This window comes from Streptomyces sp. NPDC051243 (assembly GCF_044455405.1).
GTDB lineage: Bacteria > Actinomycetota > Actinomycetes > Streptomycetales > Streptomycetaceae > Streptomyces.
The window spans coordinates 233,751-250,766 of sequence record NZ_JBITES010000010.1 but is presented as its reverse complement, the minus strand read 5'-3'; the positions used below and the strand labels follow the sequence as shown (position 1 = coordinate 250,766).

The 17,016-nt window shown below is 71.4% G+C and carries 13 protein-coding genes; 3 read left to right on the top strand and 10 right to left on the bottom strand.

What is annotated here, in order from left to right; genetic code table 11:
* Positions 1-12 precede the first annotated feature (12 nt).
* Complete coding sequence (locus ACIBAG_RS26230) at positions 13-1,521, top strand: DUF4246 domain-containing protein (protein WP_399108045.1); 1,509 nt, start codon at positions 13-15, stop codon at positions 1,519-1,521.
* A gap of 426 nt (positions 1,522-1,947) precedes the next feature.
* Here the strand turns inward: ACIBAG_RS26230 and ACIBAG_RS26225 are convergent, their stop codons facing one another.
* The 3 genes from ACIBAG_RS26225 to ACIBAG_RS26215 all read right to left on the bottom strand — a co-directional run bounded on the left by ACIBAG_RS26225 (position 1,948) and on the right by ACIBAG_RS26215 (position 3,614).
* On the bottom strand, positions 1,948-2,115 hold the full coding sequence (locus ACIBAG_RS26225; RefSeq protein ID WP_399108043.1) for a hypothetical protein: 168 nt from the start codon (positions 2,113-2,115) through the stop codon (positions 1,948-1,950).
* A 191-nt stretch (positions 2,116-2,306) separates the two neighbouring features.
* Positions 2,307-3,056: an N-acyl homoserine lactonase family protein gene (locus tag ACIBAG_RS26220; protein ID WP_399108041.1), complete on the bottom strand. Its 750-nt coding sequence runs from the start codon at positions 3,054-3,056 to the stop codon at positions 2,307-2,309.
* A 90-nt stretch (positions 3,057-3,146) separates the two neighbouring features.
* Positions 3,147-3,614, bottom strand: coding sequence for a hypothetical protein (locus ACIBAG_RS26215; protein ID WP_399108039.1), 468 nt, complete (start codon positions 3,612-3,614; stop codon positions 3,147-3,149).
* 164 nt (positions 3,615-3,778) lie between these two features.
* On the opposite strand from ACIBAG_RS26215, the gene ACIBAG_RS26210 reads away from it, so the two are divergent.
* Positions 3,779-4,531, top strand: a complete 753-nt coding sequence (locus ACIBAG_RS26210) for an alpha/beta fold hydrolase (RefSeq protein WP_399108038.1) — start codon at positions 3,779-3,781, stop codon at positions 4,529-4,531.
* 351 nt (positions 4,532-4,882) lie between these two features.
* Here the strand turns inward: ACIBAG_RS26210 and ACIBAG_RS26205 are convergent, their stop codons facing one another.
* From ACIBAG_RS26205 to ACIBAG_RS26185, 5 genes are all read right to left on the bottom strand, one after another.
* A complete protein-coding gene (locus ACIBAG_RS26205; protein ID WP_399108036.1) occupies positions 4,883-6,151 on the bottom strand; it encodes an SWIM zinc finger family protein in 1,269 nt (422 codons plus the stop codon).
* A gap of 1,960 nt (positions 6,152-8,111) precedes the next feature.
* On the bottom strand, positions 8,112-10,952 hold the full coding sequence (locus ACIBAG_RS26200; RefSeq protein ID WP_399108034.1) for an SNF2-related protein: 2,841 nt from the start codon (positions 10,950-10,952) through the stop codon (positions 8,112-8,114).
* Between the two features lie 198 nt (positions 10,953-11,150).
* Entirely contained in the window at positions 11,151-11,732 is a 582-nt protein-coding gene (locus ACIBAG_RS26195) for a sugar kinase (protein ID WP_399108317.1), read from the bottom strand.
* Positions 11,729-12,895 carry an ROK family glucokinase gene (locus ACIBAG_RS26190; RefSeq protein ID WP_399108032.1) on the bottom strand — a complete coding sequence of 389 codons (1,167 nt, stop codon included), beginning with the start codon at positions 12,893-12,895 and terminating at the stop codon, positions 11,729-11,731. The genes ACIBAG_RS26195 and ACIBAG_RS26190 overlap by 4 nt, the downstream gene beginning before the upstream one ends.
* A gap of 214 nt (positions 12,896-13,109) precedes the next feature.
* Positions 13,110-13,847: a GntR family transcriptional regulator gene (locus ACIBAG_RS26185; RefSeq protein WP_399108315.1), complete on the bottom strand. Its 738-nt coding sequence runs from the start codon at positions 13,845-13,847 to the stop codon at positions 13,110-13,112.
* A gap of 129 nt (positions 13,848-13,976) precedes the next feature.
* On the opposite strand from ACIBAG_RS26185, the gene ACIBAG_RS26180 reads away from it, so the two are divergent.
* Positions 13,977-14,999, top strand: a complete 1,023-nt coding sequence (locus ACIBAG_RS26180; protein ID WP_399108031.1) for a Gfo/Idh/MocA family oxidoreductase — start codon at positions 13,977-13,979, stop codon at positions 14,997-14,999.
* Between the two features lie 34 nt (positions 15,000-15,033).
* Here ACIBAG_RS26180 and ACIBAG_RS26175 read toward each other — a convergent pair whose 3' ends face one another.
* On the bottom strand, positions 15,034-16,215 hold the full coding sequence (locus tag ACIBAG_RS26175) for a cytochrome P450 (protein WP_399108029.1): 1,182 nt from the start codon (positions 16,213-16,215) through the stop codon (positions 15,034-15,036).
* Positions 16,216-16,259: 44 nt separating this feature from the next.
* Positions 16,260-16,940, bottom strand: coding sequence for a response regulator (locus tag ACIBAG_RS26170; protein WP_399108027.1), 681 nt, complete (start codon positions 16,938-16,940; stop codon positions 16,260-16,262).
* Positions 16,941-17,016 lie beyond the last annotated feature (76 nt).

Genomic DNA, 17,016 nt, shown 5'->3' with positions numbered 1-17,016 from the left:
GGACCAAGAGAATTGACTGGCCTGTCTGCTTTCCCGCTGCCCTTTCATGCTGCCCGTTCCATATCGTTCGCGACCCCCCGAACGCTGCGGGAACTTCAGATGATGCAGTGCAGCTCACACATTCGGGCGAAGCCGGGATGGTTCGACAAGATGAACGATGCCGACATCGTCGCCAGGTGGACCCAAGAAGCGGTCGCCCAGGGCCTTACCGAAGCGCAGGTTCGTTACGTGCTTGCCGAACTCGTGCATTACGCCGCGCTGCGGGACGCACGAACCGGCGTCGAAGTGTCCGCTGTCGATGGGGTGTGGCAGTCGGACACACTGGTCGACGACGAGCTCAGGTCCCGGCTGCGCGAGGCGGTTCGGGTTCTGGAACAGGTCCCCGAGGCAGAACAGGACTGGCATCCCGGATCCGATGGCCAGGTACTGGATCTGGTTCACCCCTCACTGTTCTGCCTGGTGCGAGAGGTGAGCGGCGCGCCCGAGCGAGCTTGGCACAACCCGACGGACCGCTACTCGACATACGAGTTCTCGGAGAAGTTCCAGTGGTTGCCCACGGACCTCGACGTCAGTGACGACGGTGACGTCGTCTTCCGGTCGTACGTCAACAATGTCCACCCCGAGACTCATCGCGAACTGGCCTCTGTCCTGCCGGACTTGTTCGCCCGCTTTCGCCCGCTGCTGGAGAACGTGCTCACCGATCTTCGCCATCCGCGGCCGCTGCGGATCGAGGCCAACCCTTACGGGTGGTACGACTCGAAACCGGAGTTTCCGGACAAGTCCTCCTACAGCGATGATGAGGCCTACGCCGAAGCCGTCCGCGCATGGGGAGAGGCCCAGGACGACTGGTGGGAAAACCGCCGCCCGGTCATCCCGGACGCCCCGGCCTTCACCCCGCCCGAGTTGCCCGACGAATCCGCCCGAGTCGACCTGCGCGGCCGCCGTCTCCAGGTCATCGTCAAACTCGCCACCATTCATCTCACCCCGGACAAGCCCGAGTACGCCGGCGGTTCCTGGCATGTCGAGGGAATGTTGAACGAGCGGATCGTCTCGACCGGCATCTACTACTGGGACAGCGAGAACATCACCGAAAGCCGGCTGAGCTTCCGGGCGGCACTCGACGACCCGAACTACGAACAGAACGACGACAACGGTCTGCGTGACGTCTACGGCCTGGAGGACGAAGACGCACTGAACCAGATGCTGGGATCGGCATCGACCCCAGCGGGCCGCTGCCTGGCGTTCCCGAACATCTTGCAACACCGCGTCGACGCATTCCGCCTCATGGACCCCACCCGCCCGGGATATCGCAAAATTCTCGCGTTCTTCCTGGTCGACCCTTCGGAAAAGATCGTCTCGACATCCGATGTGCCACCACAACAACCATGGTCCGACACCTCGACCATGACGCTTGAACAGGCCAAGAACTACCGCGAACGACTTATGGAGGAACGCAAGTTCTTCGTCAACGAACACAACGAGCAGCTCTACGAACGAGAATTCTCCCTCTGCGAGCACTGAATCTCTTCTGTCCCTGATAGGCGCAGGTCAGGAAGGTTTGGAGAGTCTGGACGATGGTGCCGATGCGGCGGGGTGGAGTGTCTCGCCCGCCGCATCGGTTGCCAGATTTTCAGCTGTGCGAAGGCACGGACGATGCCGCGCTCGCGGACCTGGTCGCGGTGGACGTCATGGTCGTAACCGCAGTCGGCTCTCCCTTTCCCCGCAAGCGGCGCCAGCACGTCATGCCCGAGCCGTGGGCGTGCGTCCCGGCCCGCACATAGCCGAGCACGCCATGGGAGCGGCGATCTCCAACCCTCGCAGGCCGGCGATCTCGCGCCACTGACCGGGAGTTATCCCACCGAACTGCCCGGACAGAAAGTTGGGGCGCACCTGCCCGACGGACTCCTCGCGCCCGGTCCGCGCACCGGCTGGCCGCACCAGAATGTCCTACGCGGCACGGAAGTTGGCGTCGGCGGGCGCCTTCACCGTCAGCCGTGAGGTCTCCACGGACCCGGTCAGCAGAGTGAACCCGGCCGTGGCCACCAGCACACCGACCAGCAACGTCAACGTCCGCACGGACTGCCTGCGCAGCTGACCGCTGATCATTCCCCACATGGCGCCTCCATCGGCGCCACGCTAGGGAGCGGCCATACATGGGCGATACACGACGTCGGCAGCGAGGCATTGAGGCTGCCGCACGGCTCCTTCGAGGGCGACGGGCTACGACCTCCTTCGGCCAAGGGAGGTTCCCGTGCCACGTGCTTCGCATCGGCCGCAGTGTGCGGGGGTGTCACCACGTCCCTGCTTCAGGTGCTCCACAGCGGCGAGCCCGAGTGCACCTGGCCTTGGAAAGTGCTCTGTGGCGGTTCCCAGACCGAGCAGTCGTGGGCGAAGAGAACGCGTCGTGGGTCGAAGTCGGCGAGTCGCTCCAGCCAGTGCTGGTAGGCGGGAAGAGGCTGTTCCACGCCGTGAAGTGCCGCTTGGCGGGCCAGCTGGTCGGACGCGTAATGGGAAGCGAAGTCGTGCGCCTGGCCGGCGAGGACCACCGTGCCCTCGTGTTGTTGGAGGACCAGCGACTGATGCCCTTGGGTGTGCCCTGGTGTCGGAACGATCCAGACGCCCGGCCAGACCTCGGCCTCACCGACTAGTTCCTCATAGGACGCGGCGGGGAAATCGATCAGTCCGTCGAAGGTGTAGTCGCCGTTGCGGGCAGTGGCCAGCTCGACGTCCTGGACCAGGACGGGCTTGCCGCCCAGGAGAGGGTTCCCGCCGCAGTGGTCGAAGTGAAGATGGCAGTTCGCGACGAGGGAGATGTCGTCAAGCGCAACTCCGGCCGTGGCCAGGGCTTCCCGCAGGTCCCGACGTCGGGGCCGGTAGTGGGCTTCGGTCTCGGGGTCCGCATTGCCGATGCCGGTGTCGAAGAGAATCAGGCCCTGCTCGTGTTGGACCAGGTAGGCGAGCACGGGTTCGACCCGCGGCTGCGGGCCGCCGGTCTCCGACGCGGGCCGGATGAAGTACCCCAGATCGAGCCGACGCACCGTCATGTTCTTCCCCATGCGGTCACCCTGGCAGATTCTGATGTCCGGGTCGGCCAGTCTGCCGAGAGCAGAACCATGACACCGACATCAGCGGCCGCGGCCTGCCGTTCACGTGCCGGGATCAGCCGGTGGCGGAATCCTGGCCGAGCCTTCGGCGTCGGCCGGTAGCTGACGCGGGGCGTCGTAGAGAGCTCGACCTTCTCCGAGACGGCGAAGTACTCGTCGGCGACGATCCGGTCGGCGATCCGGGCCTATAGCACGAGTCACGGCCCGCTCGGCGCCCTTGCGGACGGCTGACTCGATGCGGGCGAGGATCTCGATGGCCGGCCGGGCGAACGGATCGAGGCCCTGGCGGGCGGCGGCCGGCAGCTTGGCGGCCGCCGCGTCGTCGAGGAAGCGGGGCAGCGGCTCTTCTGCGATGGGAAGTAGCTGTCGAAGACCAGTTGGCGGGGGCGGACGGTCGACGGCGTCCCATTCGTCCAGGCGGCGGAAGAAGCCGCTGAGTTGGCTCAGGCGGTCCCGGACGGTGTGCCGGTGCAGCGGGGTTCGCGGGCGGCCGGCCTCACCGGCTGACATCGCCCGACGGTTGGCCGAGGCCGTGCTCACAGGCGAAACGCCCGAAGCCGCAGGATGAGCAGTCGAAGGTCGTGCACAGGCACAACGAGCAGCGATCCGGTCTGTCGACTGAGCAGTCGTCACGGGGAGCCTGTGGACTTCTGCACCAGGAGGAGGAAATCCACATGACCGTCGTATTCGTCCACGGGGTTCCCGAGACAGCCGACATCTGGCAGGACGTGCGTGAGCGACTCGAAACCGACAGCGTGGCCCTTCGGCTTCCCGGTTTCGGTGCCCCGGTACCGGAGGGATTCGGGGGGAGCAAGGAGGAATACGCGCGCTGGCTGACCGAGGCGCTGCGCGAAGTCCCCGGCCTTGTCGACCTGGTGGGCCACGACTGGGGTGCCCTGCTCACCTACCGGGTCGTCACGGCGTACGACGTGCCCCTGCGCAGCTGGGTCACCGACTGCTCGAGCATCATGCACGCCGACTATGTCTGGCACCCCGTAGCGCAGATCTGGCAGACGCCGCGCGACGGCGAGGCGTTCAACGAGCGTGCACGGGCCGCGTCGGTGGACGAGCCGGGCAGCACGGCGGGGCAACTCCGGTCCCTCGGTGTGCCGGAGCGTCACGCCCTGGCGCTGCACGAGGCCTTCGACGAGACGATGGGACAGTCCATCCTCGGGCTGTACCGCTCCGCGCTGCCCAATCCCTTCGCGGACTGGGGCAGCGATCTCACCAGGACCGAAGCGCCGGGCCTCGTCCTCGTCCCGTCCGATGACCCGTTCGACGACGAGGAGGTGGCTCGCGAGGTCGCCCGCGATCTGGGCGCGAAGGTGCGGGTCCTGGATGCCGGTCACTTCTGGATGGTCCAGGACCCCGTGCAGGGCGCGAAGGCACTGAGCGAGTTCTGGGCCTCCGTGGATGGCCGAGGCTGACTCCCGCCTGGCCTTGAACCTCTCCCGCCGACCCCTCGAAGAGGGAATGAACACCGAACGGCGAACGCCTGGACAGTGTTTACCGTCACGGCCCGGGCGGGCTCGACGCCGCCTACGCGCACCGGCTCGTGACCGGGCTCCTCGCCTCGCCCGACCGATGAGCAACAGAGCGCCCGGGACCGAACAGGGAGCGTTGAGGACGCCTCCGAGGCGTTGGGATTCTCGCGGGCGAAGGGCTACGGGCTGCTCCGTCGTGGAGAGTTCCCGTCCCGGGTGCTGCTCTCATCCCCACACTCCCCGGGCCGGGGCGTCTTCCGGGCCGTCGAAGCGGTACTGGAAGGCAGGGGGCGCTCAGGCTTCCGGTGAGGCGCCCAGGCCCGTCAGGGCTCCGACCGGGTCGAGGTCGGGGGTGCCGTGGGGCCACCAGTCGTCGTGGCCGGGTTCCGACTCGTACGGGTACCAGAGGCCGTCGCGGCCCAGTCGGAGTTGGAGATGGCCGCGGGGGTGGGTGAGGCGGTTGCGCCACGGACGGAACGCGGGGAGGTCGGCGGCGAGGAGGAGGGGGCGGGCCCGGTCGAAGCGGCCCGCGGGCGGGTCCCAGGGCTCTTCGAGCACGGCGAGCCCCTCCAGGCCGCCCTGGCGCCACGCGGCGACCGCGCGGGCCAGCTCGGCCGGGGTGCGGTCGGCGGCGGAGGCGAGCGAGGAGTACAGGGCGCGGGTGGCGGCGGTGAGGCCGGAACCGGGGCGCGCGGCGGCGAGCCGGACCGCGTCCTGCCACAGGGTCAGCTCGGCGACCGGGTCGCGGCCGGTGCTCAGCAGGGCGTGGGCGCGGGCGGCGGCGTCGGTCGCCAGCTGGTCCAGCGCGAAGGGGTCCGGGCCGCCGGGTGCCGCCGGATAGACCGGGGGCTGCTCCGGGTGCGCGGGGACGGGCAACGGCGTCGGCAGGGGCGGGAGCCGGCGGTCCGGCGCGAGGACGTCGGTGGCTCGCACGCCCGGGAGAGGCGCCGGTTCACGCTCCTGGGCCGCACGGGCCGCACGGGCCGCGTTACGGCGGGACAGGGCGTCGAGCAGTTGGCGTTCGCCGCGGCCGCGCAGCAGGAGCAGGACGAAGGGGTCGGCGTCCAGCAGGCGTGCGGTCTGGTAGCAGAGGGCGGCGGCGTGCTTGCAGGGATGGCCGCGGTCGGGGCAACTGCAGTGAGGGTCGAGGTCGCCGGGGCCCGGCAGCAGCGGTACGCCGCACTCGGCGAGGGACTCGGGCATCTCCTTGTCGAGCAACGCGGCGATGTGTCCCGGCCGGTCGGCCGCGGTGTCCAGGAACCGAGCCCAGTCGGCGTCGTCGAGCGTCCGTAGCCGTACCTGCACACGGTACGGCCGCGGCCGGCTGCCCCGCACATACGCCAGCACCAGCCCCGGCGTCACCGTGATGGCGTCGACATGGCCCTGCTGCGCGTAACCGCGCCCGCGGGCCAGCCGCTTGGGATCGAGGGCACCCTCCTCCAGAGCGGTCACCCAGGCGTTGCCCCACCAGGTCTCGGCGAAGCGGTCGTCGTCGCCGGAGGGACGGGGCGCGAAGGCGGGGAAGGTACGCCGGAGTTCACCGTCGCGGCCGGGGGCCGCCATGGAGCGCGGGACCTGGGGTGTGGCGGGAGAGGCGCGCTCGGGGGCGGGGTCAGGGATGGGGGTGGGGGTGGGGGTGGGGGGTGAGGTGGGGGCTACGACGTCGGCGGGGGCCGGTGAGGAAACGCCGTGGGCGCGGGCGTGCGGGTGGGGGTGATGGCGGGGTGTGGGCGCGGTGGGATCGGCCGGGCCTGGCGAGGACCCGCTGACGGTGGACGCCGGGGACGCGTGGATTCTTCTCCCTCGAGTGAGCCCGGATCGGTGGACGGCAGGGGCGCCGTGGACTCCGGGGAAGGTGCGGGGGAAGCCGGAGGTGAAGGTGGGAGTGAGGCGGGGCTCGTCGGCTGGTTCTGCCGCTGTGCGGTCGGTTCGGGGGTCGTCCTCGGGTCGGCGCCGGAGGGCGAATCCAGCGGCGGCATCCGGAAGGCACCGGCGAGCAAGCTCCGCACATCCCGGGCACGCCTGCCCTCGGCATCGGTGCCCGCGCCGCGTCGGGCCTCACCACCGGTGCCCACGCCTCGCCGGCCCTCAGCACCAGTACCTGCGCCTCGTCGGCCCCCGGAACCGGTCGGTGCGGTTCGGCGCGACCGTCGCGTGTTCTCGGCTCCCCTGTCAGCCGCGTCCGCCTGGGCCCGCCGCTTCTCCTCCAGGGCAGCGCGCAGGGCTTCACGGGCGGCGTCCGCGGGACGTGCATGCTGCCGGCGGGACACGGTGTCGGAAACGTCCGTCGGGGCTCCCTCGACGGCATCGGCCCGGTGGGCATCCACATCCGCATCGGCACCACTTACCGCACGCGCGTCGGCTTCGGCGCCAGTCCCCGCACCCGCGTCCGCTTCGGCACCAGAACCGGCACCGGCACCGGAACCGGCACTTGCGGCTTGGGTTGCCGCACGCCGCAGCGCCGCACGGGCCACAGCCGACGCCGAACTCGGCCCATCCGACACAGCCGACGCCGAACTCGGCCCATCCGACACAGCCGACGCCGAACTCGGCCCGTGCGACCCCGCCGACGCGAACCCCCGCCCCCCGGACACAACCTGCGCCGAACCCTGCGTCGCCGCCTCCGAAGACACCGGCCCTTGCTCCACCTCCCCGGGAGACACCGGCCCACGCCCCGCCGCCTCCGAAGACACCGGCCCTTGCTCCACCTCCCCGGGAGACACCGGCCCACGCCCCGCCGCCTCGGAAGACACCGGCCCACGCCCCACCTCCCGTGGAGACACCGGCCCATGCTCCGTCTCCCGCGCAGACATCGCCCCACGCACACCCACCTCAGCGGAACCCGACCCGTGCTCCGCCGCTCCCCGAGACCGCGACCCGAGCTCGCCCGCTCCCCGAGACCGCGCCCCACGCTCGCCCGCTCTCCTCGCCCCCGACCCACGCCCGGCGGTCCTCCCCGGCTCCCCCTCCCGCCGCTCCCGCGCAGCCCGCAGCGCCCGGCGTGCAGCATCGGCCGGTCGGGGCTCGGGGTTGCCCGATCGGCTCGGCTCGTCAGCCGTCGCATTGGAGTCCGCGGGCAGCTCGTGAGCCGCCATCCCCGCCTCCTCGGCCGCCGCCCCCGCCTCCTCGGCCCCGGTCCCGACCTGCCCGGTCACCGTCTGCGCCTCCAGGGCCGCCGTCTCCCACTCCTCGCCGGCCCCCATCGCCGCGTCCCCTCCAGCCGCCCTCGCCACGCCCTCAGCCGCCGCCCCCCGCTCCTCCCCGGCCCCCATCGCCGCGTCCCCGCCGGACGCCCTCCCCACGCCCTCAGCCGCCGTCCCCCGCTCCTCCCCGGCCACCTTCTCCACGTCGCCGCCAGCCGCCACCCCCGCGCCCTCAGCCACGGTCCCGGCCTCCCCGGCCCCCATCCCTGCGCCCCCACCTGCCCCGGTCGCGGCGTCCCCGCCGGACGCCATCCCCGTCTCACCGCCACGGAGCACCCCCGCGTCCCCGCCCGCAGACCTCCCCCACTCCTCAACCCCGCTCATGACTCCCTCCGCAACGACACGAGGTCGGACAGTTCACGGTCCGTCAGTTCGGTGAGGGCGGACTCGCCGGTGCCGAGGATCGCGTCGGCCAGGGCGCGCTTGGATTCCAGCATCTCCGCGATGCGGTCCTCGACCGTGCCCTCGGTGATGAGGCGGTGCACCTGGACGGGCTGGGTCTGGCCGATGCGGTAGGCGCGGTCGGTGGCCTGTTCCTCCACGGCCGGGTTCCACCAGCGGTCGAAGTGGACGACATGGCCCGCGCGGGTCAGGTTCAGGCCGGTGCCCGCCGCTTTCAGGGACAGGACGAGGACCGGCGTCGCGCCGCTCTGGAATCGGTCCACCATCCGTTCCCGCTCCGGGACCGGCGTGCCGCCGTGGAGCAGGTCGACCGGGACCGCCCGGGCGGCGAGGTGAGAGGCGATCATCCGGGCCATCCCCACGTACTGCGTGAAGACCAACGCCGAGCCGTCCTCGGACAGCACCGTGTCCAGCAGTTCGTCCAGCAGCGTCAACTTGCCGGAGCGGGCGGCCAGTCGCTCGGTGGGCGCCGCCGGCTCCTCCTTCAGGTACAGCGCGGGGTGGTCGCAGATCTGCTTGAGGGACATGAGGAGCTTCAGGACCAGGCCCCTGCGCCCGATCCCCTCCGCCGTCTCGATCGCGAGCATCGACTCACGCACCACCGCCTCGTAGAGCGCCGCCTGTTCACGGGTGAGGGGAACCGGGTGGTCCGTCTCCGTCTTGGGCGGCAGCTCGGGCACGATGCCGGGGTCGGACTTCTTGCGCCGCAGGAGGAAGGGACGGACCAGCCGGGCGAGCCGGGCCACCGCCTCCTCGTCCTCGCCGTTCTCCACGGCGCGCGCGTGCCGGGCGCGGAAGGACTTCAGGGGGCCGAGCAGGCCGGGGGTCGTCCAGTCGAGCAGGGCCCAGAGTTCGGAGAGGTTGTTCTCGACCGGTGTGCCGGTCAGTGCCACGCGCGCGGGTGTCGGGATCGTGCGCAGGGCCTTCGCGGTCGCCGAGTACGGGTTCTTGACGTGCTGTGCCTCGTCGGCGACGACCATGCCCCAGGTGTGCTGTGCCAGGGTCGGCGCCGTCGATCGCATCGTGCCGTACGTCGTGAGGACGAAGCCGCCGTCGAGGTCCTCCAGGGTGCGGTCGGGGCCGTGGAAGCGGCGGACGGGGACGCCGGGCGCGAAACGGGTGATCTCCCGCTGCCAGTTGCCGAGCAGCGAGGCCGGGCAGACCACCAGGGTCGGAGCCGTACGGGCGCGCTTCAGATGCAGGGCGATGACCGTGATCGTCTTGCCCAGTCCCATGTCGTCGGCGAGGCAGCCGCCGAGCCCCAAGGACGTCATGAGGTCCAGCCAGGCCAGGCCCCGGAGTTGGTAGTCCCGCAGGGTCGCCCGTAGTCCCGGTGGCGGTTCGGCCGGTCGTACCCCTGCCGTCAGGCGATCACGCAGGGCGGCCAGCGTGCCGACGGGCACCGCCTCGACGGTCTCCCCTTCGACCTCCGCGCTGCCGGTGAGGGCGACGGAGAGGGCGTCGACCGGGTCGAGCAGGCCCAGTTCGCGCTTGCGGGCCTTGCGGACGAGGCCCGGGTCGACGAGTACCCAGCGGTCCCGCAGCCGGACGACCGGGCGGTGCGCCTCAGCGAGCGCGTCCATCTCGGCCTCGGTGAGCGGGTCGCCGCCGATGGCCAACTGCCAGCGGAACTGGAGCAGTTCCTCGCTCTCGAAGAAGCCGGTGCCGTCGGTGGCCGAGCCGGGCGCGGGCCGTACGACCGCGGCCGCGCTCAGGTCCTGCGCCAGGTCCCGGGGCCAGTGCACCGCCACCCCGGCCGCCGCGAGCCGGGTCGCGGCCACCCCCAGCAGGTCGCCCAACTCCTCGTCGGACAGGGCCAGTACGTCGGGCGCGTCCTGCTCGGAAAGCCGGTCGAGTGGCGCCCACACCCGGGCCGCGCGCCGGACCGCCAGCGCCGCGTCCACACGCGCGCGTGGCCCGAACGCCGCGTCCGCCTCGCCGGACCACAGGGCGGCCGCGTCGACCACCAGGGTGGGGTCGGCGAGGCTGTGCACCTGGACGATCGCCGCGCCCGCGCTGCGTACGCCGGCACCGCCGTCGTCGAAGAGGTCGTAGGCCGACAGGTCCAGTCGGAGGGAGATCCGCACGCCCGCGTCCATGCCCGCGGCGACCTCGGCCGCCCATTCGTGCGCGTCGGGCAGACGCTGGGCCGCGCGCGCGGCGAACGGCCTTCCCGAGACGTGCGGGGCGGCGGGGGTGCGGGGCAGGGTGTCCGCGACCGCGTCCAGGAAGGAGCGCATCAGCGCCTCCGGCTCGGGCAGCCGCAACGGGCCCGGGCCGGTGAGGGGGACCGCATGGCCTTCGTACGGCAGGGCCGCGGCGACCGCTCGCAGGTGTGCGATGTCGTCCGGGTCGAGCGGGCCGGCGCGCCAGGCGTCGTGGCCGGAGGGGGTGAGGCCGGGCAGCAGCCGGCCGCGCGCGGTGAGCCGCAGGGCGTGCAGCGCGGCCGCGCCCCAGCAGGCGGTGGCGGGGTGTGCGGCCGGGTCGCGGCGGGCCCGCACGAGCAGGGGCAGCGCCTCGCCGAGCGGCAACGACAGCGCGGGGGTGGTCCTGCGGCGGGCTCCGGCGCCATGACGGCGTACGACGGTGAGTTCGGTGTCCACGCCTGGCAGCGGGCCGCCCTCGGGGTCCCAGAAGGCCATCCGCCCCTCGCGCGGCAGGGGCGCGGGCAGGAAGACGGCGGCGAGCCGGACGGGGACGGCCTCCCCCGCGCGCTCCGCCACCGCTGTGCCGCCGCTGTGCACGGCCTTGTCGCTCATACGTCCTGCCACCTCCCGCCCGTGAGTCGGATCAACCGTCTTCGACTCTACGGGCGGGGTCTGACAATCGGCCCCGGCGCCGGATCGCGATCCCGGCCCGTCCCGGCCCCGACACGCCACACACCGGCCGCATCAGGGCACCGCGGCGCTGCACAGCCGCCGCATCACGGCACCCGCCGCGCTACGACACGCGCCGCGTCACGGCACCGTGCGCGAGACGACGTACACGAACGGATTGGCCGGGTCGGCCATGCTCACGACGATGTCGTGAGTGGGAGCCGGGTCCTTCTGCTTGTGGACGATGCCGTACCAAGGGCCGGGGCCCTTGAAGTCCCAGCCGGTGATCTTCTGGTCGCGGGCGCCGATGGCGATGTCGTCCCGCTTGAGGTCGTTCTTGGTGAGGCCCATGGTCGCCAGGTAGGCGTCCAGGTTCTCGTCGCTGGTCGAGAACTGGACGTAGAGCCTGCTGGTCCGCCAGTTGTTCGTCTCGTAGTACCCGACGTTGTACGACGGAAGCGGGATCGTCACCTGGTAGAGGCGGCGCTGCACCCTCGACGGCCAGTGCGGGGTGAGGCCGGTCGCGGAGTACTTCTCCTCCTTGTCCTTGCCGCTTTCGCGGCTCTGGTTGGCGGAGATCACCAGATAGCCGGCGGGCACGCCGATGAGCAGCACGATGATGAGCAGGGTGAGCGCCCTGCGGCGGATCATGTGGCGACGGTCCTCGGTGGGCTGCTGCGGCTCGTCCGGGGAGTCGCCCTGGCGGGGTACGGTCACGGTCAGGCCGATCCCTCCGAGCGGCGGGCCTCCGCGAACCGCGCGTAGCGCTCGTAGCGCTCGACCCGGCGCCGGTTGGCGCGGCGGAAGCGGCGGGCGACCAGACGGGCCAGGTCGGCGGCGCCGACCATGCCGGCCTCGGGGCCGAGCTGGGCCCGGGTGATACGGGCCTCGGGGCGGTAGCCGCGGCCGGTGAGATGGCGTCTGAAGGCGTCCCGTGCGGGGCCGATCAGCAGGTCGTCGGCGGCGGACACGCCACCGCCGATGACGAAGCAGGACGGGTCCAGGGCGGCCGCGAGGTTGGCGATGCCGACGCCGAGCCACTGGCCGATGTCCTGCAGCAGCTCGATGCACATGGCGTCGCCGTCGCGGGCGAGCTCGGTGATCATCGGGCCGGTGATGTCCCCGATCTGGCCCTTGACGTGCTCGATGATCCCGTACGCCACCGGAGAGTCCGCAGCGGCCAGTTCCTTTGCCTCCCGCACCAACGCGTTGCCGGAGCTGTACTGCTCCCAGCAGCCGCGGTTGCCGCACGGGCAGCGGTGGCCGCCGGGGACCACCTGCATGTGCCCGAACTCACCCGCGACGCCGTACTTGCCGCGCTTGACCTGCCCGTCCTCCAGGATCGCGCCGCCGATGCCGGTGCCCAGCGTGATCATGACGAGGTGATCCTCGCCACGGCCGGCGCCGAAGCGCCACTCGGCCCAGGCGGCGGAGTTGGCGTCGTTGTCGACCAGGACGGGCACGGCGAGCCGGCCGGCCAGGCGGTCGCGCAGAGGCTCGTTGCGCCAGGACAGGTGCGGCGCGAACAGCACGCGGTTGCGGTCGGCGTCGACCCAGCCGGCCGCTCCGATGCCGACGGCGTGCACGTCGTGGCGGTCGGACAGGTCCAGGACCAGTTCGACGATCGTGTCCTCGACGACCTTCGGGCTCTTGGACTTGTCCGGGGTCTCCGTGCGGAGCTTCTCCAGGATGTTGCCGTCGGCGTCCACGACACCCGCCATCACCTTGGTGCCGCCGATGTCGATGCCGACGGTGGGCACGCGGGGTGCGGTCAGGTGAGAGCGGCGCTCCCGGGTGCCCACCGTGCGGAGCGCTGGTGCGCGGCGGGAGCCGATGGGGGCGCTGCCCGTCCGGGCGGGGAACGCGAGGTCGCGGTAGGTGCTCATCAGGCCCGATTGTGCCGCACGCTCACGCTGGGTGCCGAACCGGGGAACAGGGGTGGCTCATGACGTACGCCGGCTGCGGGTTGCATGTGGCTTGTCGCGCCCACGCGGCGGAGCCGCGCATCGGTACAGCCCCGCGCCCCTTGAGCGGCGTTGCACGCAAGGGACGTTCTTTTGTCCTGACATTGCTACGTACCCGCCGGTCCGATGCCCCCCGTCAGGACCGGACGAGCAACTGGAACTCGAACGAATACCGCGTCGGCCGGTACGTGTGCGTGCCGTACTCCACCGCTCGGCCCGTGTCGTCGAACGTCACGCGCTGCATGGTGAGCAGCGGGGCGCCCTCCTCCTCCGCGAGGCGTTCGGCCTCGGCGGCGGTGGCCGCGCGGGCGCCGATGGTCTGGCGGGCGCTGTGCAGGGTGATCCCGGCGGCGCGCATCAGACGGTAGAGACCGGTGGCCTCCAGCTGTGCGGTGTCCAGGTCGATCAGGGCGGGCGGCAGGTAGTTGCACAGGTACGCCATCGGCTCACCGTGCGCGAGGCGCAGCCGCTCGATCCGGTGCACGTCGCTGTCCTCGGCCACCCCGAGCGCGGCCGCGACCTCGGCGGACGCGGGGACGACGGTGTTGACGATCACCTTGGTCGCCGGGCGCTGGCCGGCCGACTCCAGGTCGTCGTAGAGGCTGCTGAGCTCCAGCGGTCGCTTGACCTGGCTGTGCACGACCTGCGTCCCGACGCCTCGACGGCGCACCAGGAGGCCCTTGTCGACGAGCGACTGGATGGCCTGGCGGACGGTCGGCCGGGACAGGCCGAGGCGTGCGGCGAGTTCGATCTCGTTGCCCAGCAGGCTGCCGGGGGTGAGCGCTCCGTGCTCGATCGCGGCCTCGAGCTGTTGTGACAGCTGGAAGTACAACGGCACCGGACTGCTCCGGTCCACACTGAGCTCGAGTTCCACGGTCGGGTCCACTTCTGGTTTCGGCACGGGCCGAGCGTAGCTCTACGCGTTGTTGACGGGAAGTAGTGTAGTTCGATTGTCCTGACATACGCGTTGACAGCGTACGCACTGAACCCGCACTTTGTTTCCATGCGCATCGGGGTCATCGGTACGGGCCGGATCGGCACGATTCACGCCAACACGCTCAGCCGCCACCGCGACGTCGGCTCCCTGATCCTCACGGACGCGGACGGCGCGCGGGCCCAGGCCCTGGCGTACCGGTTGGGCGAGACGGCGGCGCCCGGCGTGGACGAGATCTTCCGGTGGGGCGTGGACGCTGTGGTGATCACCACAGCGACGTCGGCCCACGCCGAACTGATCGGTCGGGCAGCACGGTCGGGGCTTCCGGTGTTCTGTGAGAAGCCCATAGCGCTCGATCTGCCGGGCACGCTGCAGGCGATCGGCGAGGTGGAGACGGCCGGGACGATTCTGCAGATGGGCTTCCAGCGCCGCTTCGACGCGGGGTACGTGGGCGCACGCGAGGCGGTGCGTTCGGGGCGGCTCGGGCGCCTGCACACGGTGCGGGCGCTGAGCAGCGACCAGGCGCCGCCGCCCGTCTCGTGGCTGCCGCTGTCCGGTGGGCTCTACCGGGACACGCTGATCCACGACTTCGACGTGCTGCGCTGGGTGACCGGGCGCGAGGTCGTCGACGTGTACGCGGCCGGGTCGGACGCCGGCCCCGCGATGTTCCGTGAGGCCGGCGACGTCGACACGGCGGCGGCGGTGCTCACGCTGGACGGCGGCACGCTCGCCACGGCCACGGCGACGCGGCTGAACGGCGCCGGGTACGACGTTCGCATGGAACTGGCCGGGGAGTTGGACCAGATCGTGGTCGGGCTGGACGACCGTACGCCGATCGCGTCCACCGAGCCGACCGGGCCGCCCGCGGCGGACAAGCCGTGGTCGGGGTTCCTGGAGCGGTTCGGGCCGGCGTACGAGGCGGAGCTGAACGCGTTCGTGGAGGTGGTCCGCGGGGAGCGGGCCAACCCCTGCGACGGGCGGGAGGCCCTGCAGGCGCTGCGGATCTCGGAGGCGTGCGAGCTGTCGAGGCGCGAGCGAAGACCGGTCGCACTCGCGGAGATCCCTGGCGGGTCTGCGACCGCGGCACTGTGAAGGCTGCGCGCAGGGCCTCGGCGCACCCGCTCGGCTACCAGCGCACCGGCAGACTCCGCATCCCCCGTACCAGCATCCCCGGCAGCCACTCCCCCGGCGGGCCGTCCAGGGCCAGGTCCGGGGCGCGCTCCAACAGGGAACGTATCGCCGTGCGGGCCTCCAGGCGGGCCAGGGGTGCGCCCAGGCAGAAGTGGATGCCGTGGCCGAACGCGACGTGGCCTCGGGAGTCGCGCCGGATGTCGAAGGTGTCGGGAGCGGCATAGCGGCTACCGTCACGATTGGCCGCGGTGAGACCGACCATCACCGCTTCGCCCTTCTCGATGGGGGTGCCGGCGATCTCCAGGGGCTCGGCGGCATACCGGAACGTCGCCGTCTCCACCGGGCCCTCGTAGCGCAGCATCTCCTCCACCGCGCCGTCCAGGAGAGTCATGTCGGCGCGCAGGGCGGCTAGTTGACCGGGGTGGGTGAGCAGGGCGTGGACGCCGCTGGTGATGAGGTTGACCGTCGTCTCGTGGCCGGCGATCAGCAGGATGAAGGCCATGCCCCGCAGTTCGTCCGGGGAGAGCCGGTCGCCGTCCTCGGCCGTGGTGCGGATCAGGTCGCTCAGCAGGTCACCGCTCGGGCCGGCGCACCTCTTGTCCTCGATCAGATCGGTGAAGTACGCCCCGAGGCGGGTGAAGGCCTCGAGTTCACTGCCCGGGGTGGTGGGCGCTATCGCCTCCGTCGACATCTCGCGGAACTCCACGCGGTCCATCTCGGGCACGCCGAGCAGTTCGCTGATGACGGTGAGCGGCAGCGGGTGGGCGAACGACTCCACGAGGTCGGCGCGGCCCCGCGGCAGCATCGCGTCGAGCAGGTCGTCGGTGATCCGGTGGATCCTCGGGCGCAGTGCCTCCACGCGGCGCATCGTGAAGGCGCGTGAGATGAGCCCGCGCAGTCGGGTGTGCTGGGGCGGATCGGTGCCCAGCAGGTTCTTCCCGATCAGCTCCTCTTCGAGCGACTTCAGGCCGATCTTGGCACCGTCCTTGGACAGCCGCTGATCGGCCAGTGCCGCGCGTGCCTCCTCGTGCCCGACGACCAGCCAGACCTCGGACTGCCAGTCGGGCAGCCGGACCCGGTGCACGGGGCCCCGGTCACGCAGACGCGCGTACACAGGATGTGGGTTCTCGCGGAACCCCTCTCCCCCGAACTCCCCCAGGTCGATCACGTCAGTCATGCCCCTCCCCTTCCCACCACTCCGACAACGCGCGGGAAACCCCTCTAGTGCCCGTCGTCCTCCACTTCCTCCAGAAGTCCTGCGTCGTACGCCAACAGGGCGATCTGCACCCGGTTGTTGAGGTCGAGCTTGGCGAGGACGCGGGAGACATGGGTCTTGACGGTGGCGACGCTCATGAACAGCTCCGCGGCGACATCGGCGTTGGACAGACCCCGGCCCACCGCGACGGCGACCTCGCGCTCGCGGTCGTTGAGCACGGCGAGCCGCTCACGCGCGCGCGTGCGGCGGGTGTCGGCCGCGGTGCCGGCCGCGTGGTCCATCAACTGGCGTGTCACGGTGGGCGACAGGACCGGGTCACCGGCCGCGACACGGCGCACGGCGTCGACGATCTCGGCGGGCGGGGTGTCCTTGAGCACGAACCCGGCGGCTCCGGCGCGCAAGGCACGCAGCACCTGCTCGTCGGCGTGGAAGGTGGTCAGCAGCACGACCTGCGGGGCGTCCTGCCTGCCGCGCAGCCGCTCGGTGGCCGTGAGCCCGTCGACGGAGGGCATCCGGATGTCCATCAGGACCACGTCGGGGCGGGTGCGGTCGACCAGCGCCTCGACCTCGGCGCCGTCGGCCGCTTCTCCGACGATCTCGATGTCGCCGGCGCCGCCCAGCATGAAGGACAGTCCGGCTCTGACCAACGGGTCGTCGTCGACGAGGAGGAGTCTGATCGCAGTCATGTGCCTTACGTAATCACGGTTGTTCGGCGTGGAGGTGCCGGACGGGGTGGAGTGCGGCCTTCGGGCACACGAGGTG

Coding starts and splice junctions, on each gene's coding strand:
- ACIBAG_RS26220 (WP_399108041.1), bottom strand. CDS start 3,056: ATGGGGAAGAACATGACGGTGCGTCGGCTCGATCTGGGGTACTTCATC.
- ACIBAG_RS26180 (WP_399108031.1), top strand. CDS start 13,977: ATGCGCATCGGGGTCATCGGTACGGGCCGGATCGGCACGATTCACGCC.
- ACIBAG_RS26175 (WP_399108029.1), bottom strand. CDS start 16,215: ATGACTGACGTGATCGACCTGGGGGAGTTCGGGGGAGAGGGGTTCCGC.
- ACIBAG_RS26205 (WP_399108036.1), bottom strand. CDS start 6,151: ATGGCGGCCCCCGGCCGCGACGGTGAACTCCGGCGTACCTTCCCCGCC.
- ACIBAG_RS26215 (WP_399108039.1), bottom strand. CDS start 3,614: ATGTCAGCCGGTGAGGCCGGCCGCCCGCGAACCCCGCTGCACCGGCAC.
- ACIBAG_RS26225 (WP_399108043.1), bottom strand. CDS start 2,115: ATGTGGGGAATGATCAGCGGTCAGCTGCGCAGGCAGTCCGTGCGGACG.
- ACIBAG_RS26170 (WP_399108027.1), bottom strand. CDS start 16,940: ATGACTGCGATCAGACTCCTCCTCGTCGACGACGACCCGTTGGTCAGA.
- ACIBAG_RS26210 (WP_399108038.1), top strand. CDS start 3,779: ATGACCGTCGTATTCGTCCACGGGGTTCCCGAGACAGCCGACATCTGG.
- ACIBAG_RS26200 (WP_399108034.1), bottom strand. CDS start 10,952: ATGAGCGACAAGGCCGTGCACAGCGGCGGCACAGCGGTGGCGGAGCGC.
- ACIBAG_RS26190 (WP_399108032.1), bottom strand. CDS start 12,895: ATGAGCACCTACCGCGACCTCGCGTTCCCCGCCCGGACGGGCAGCGCC.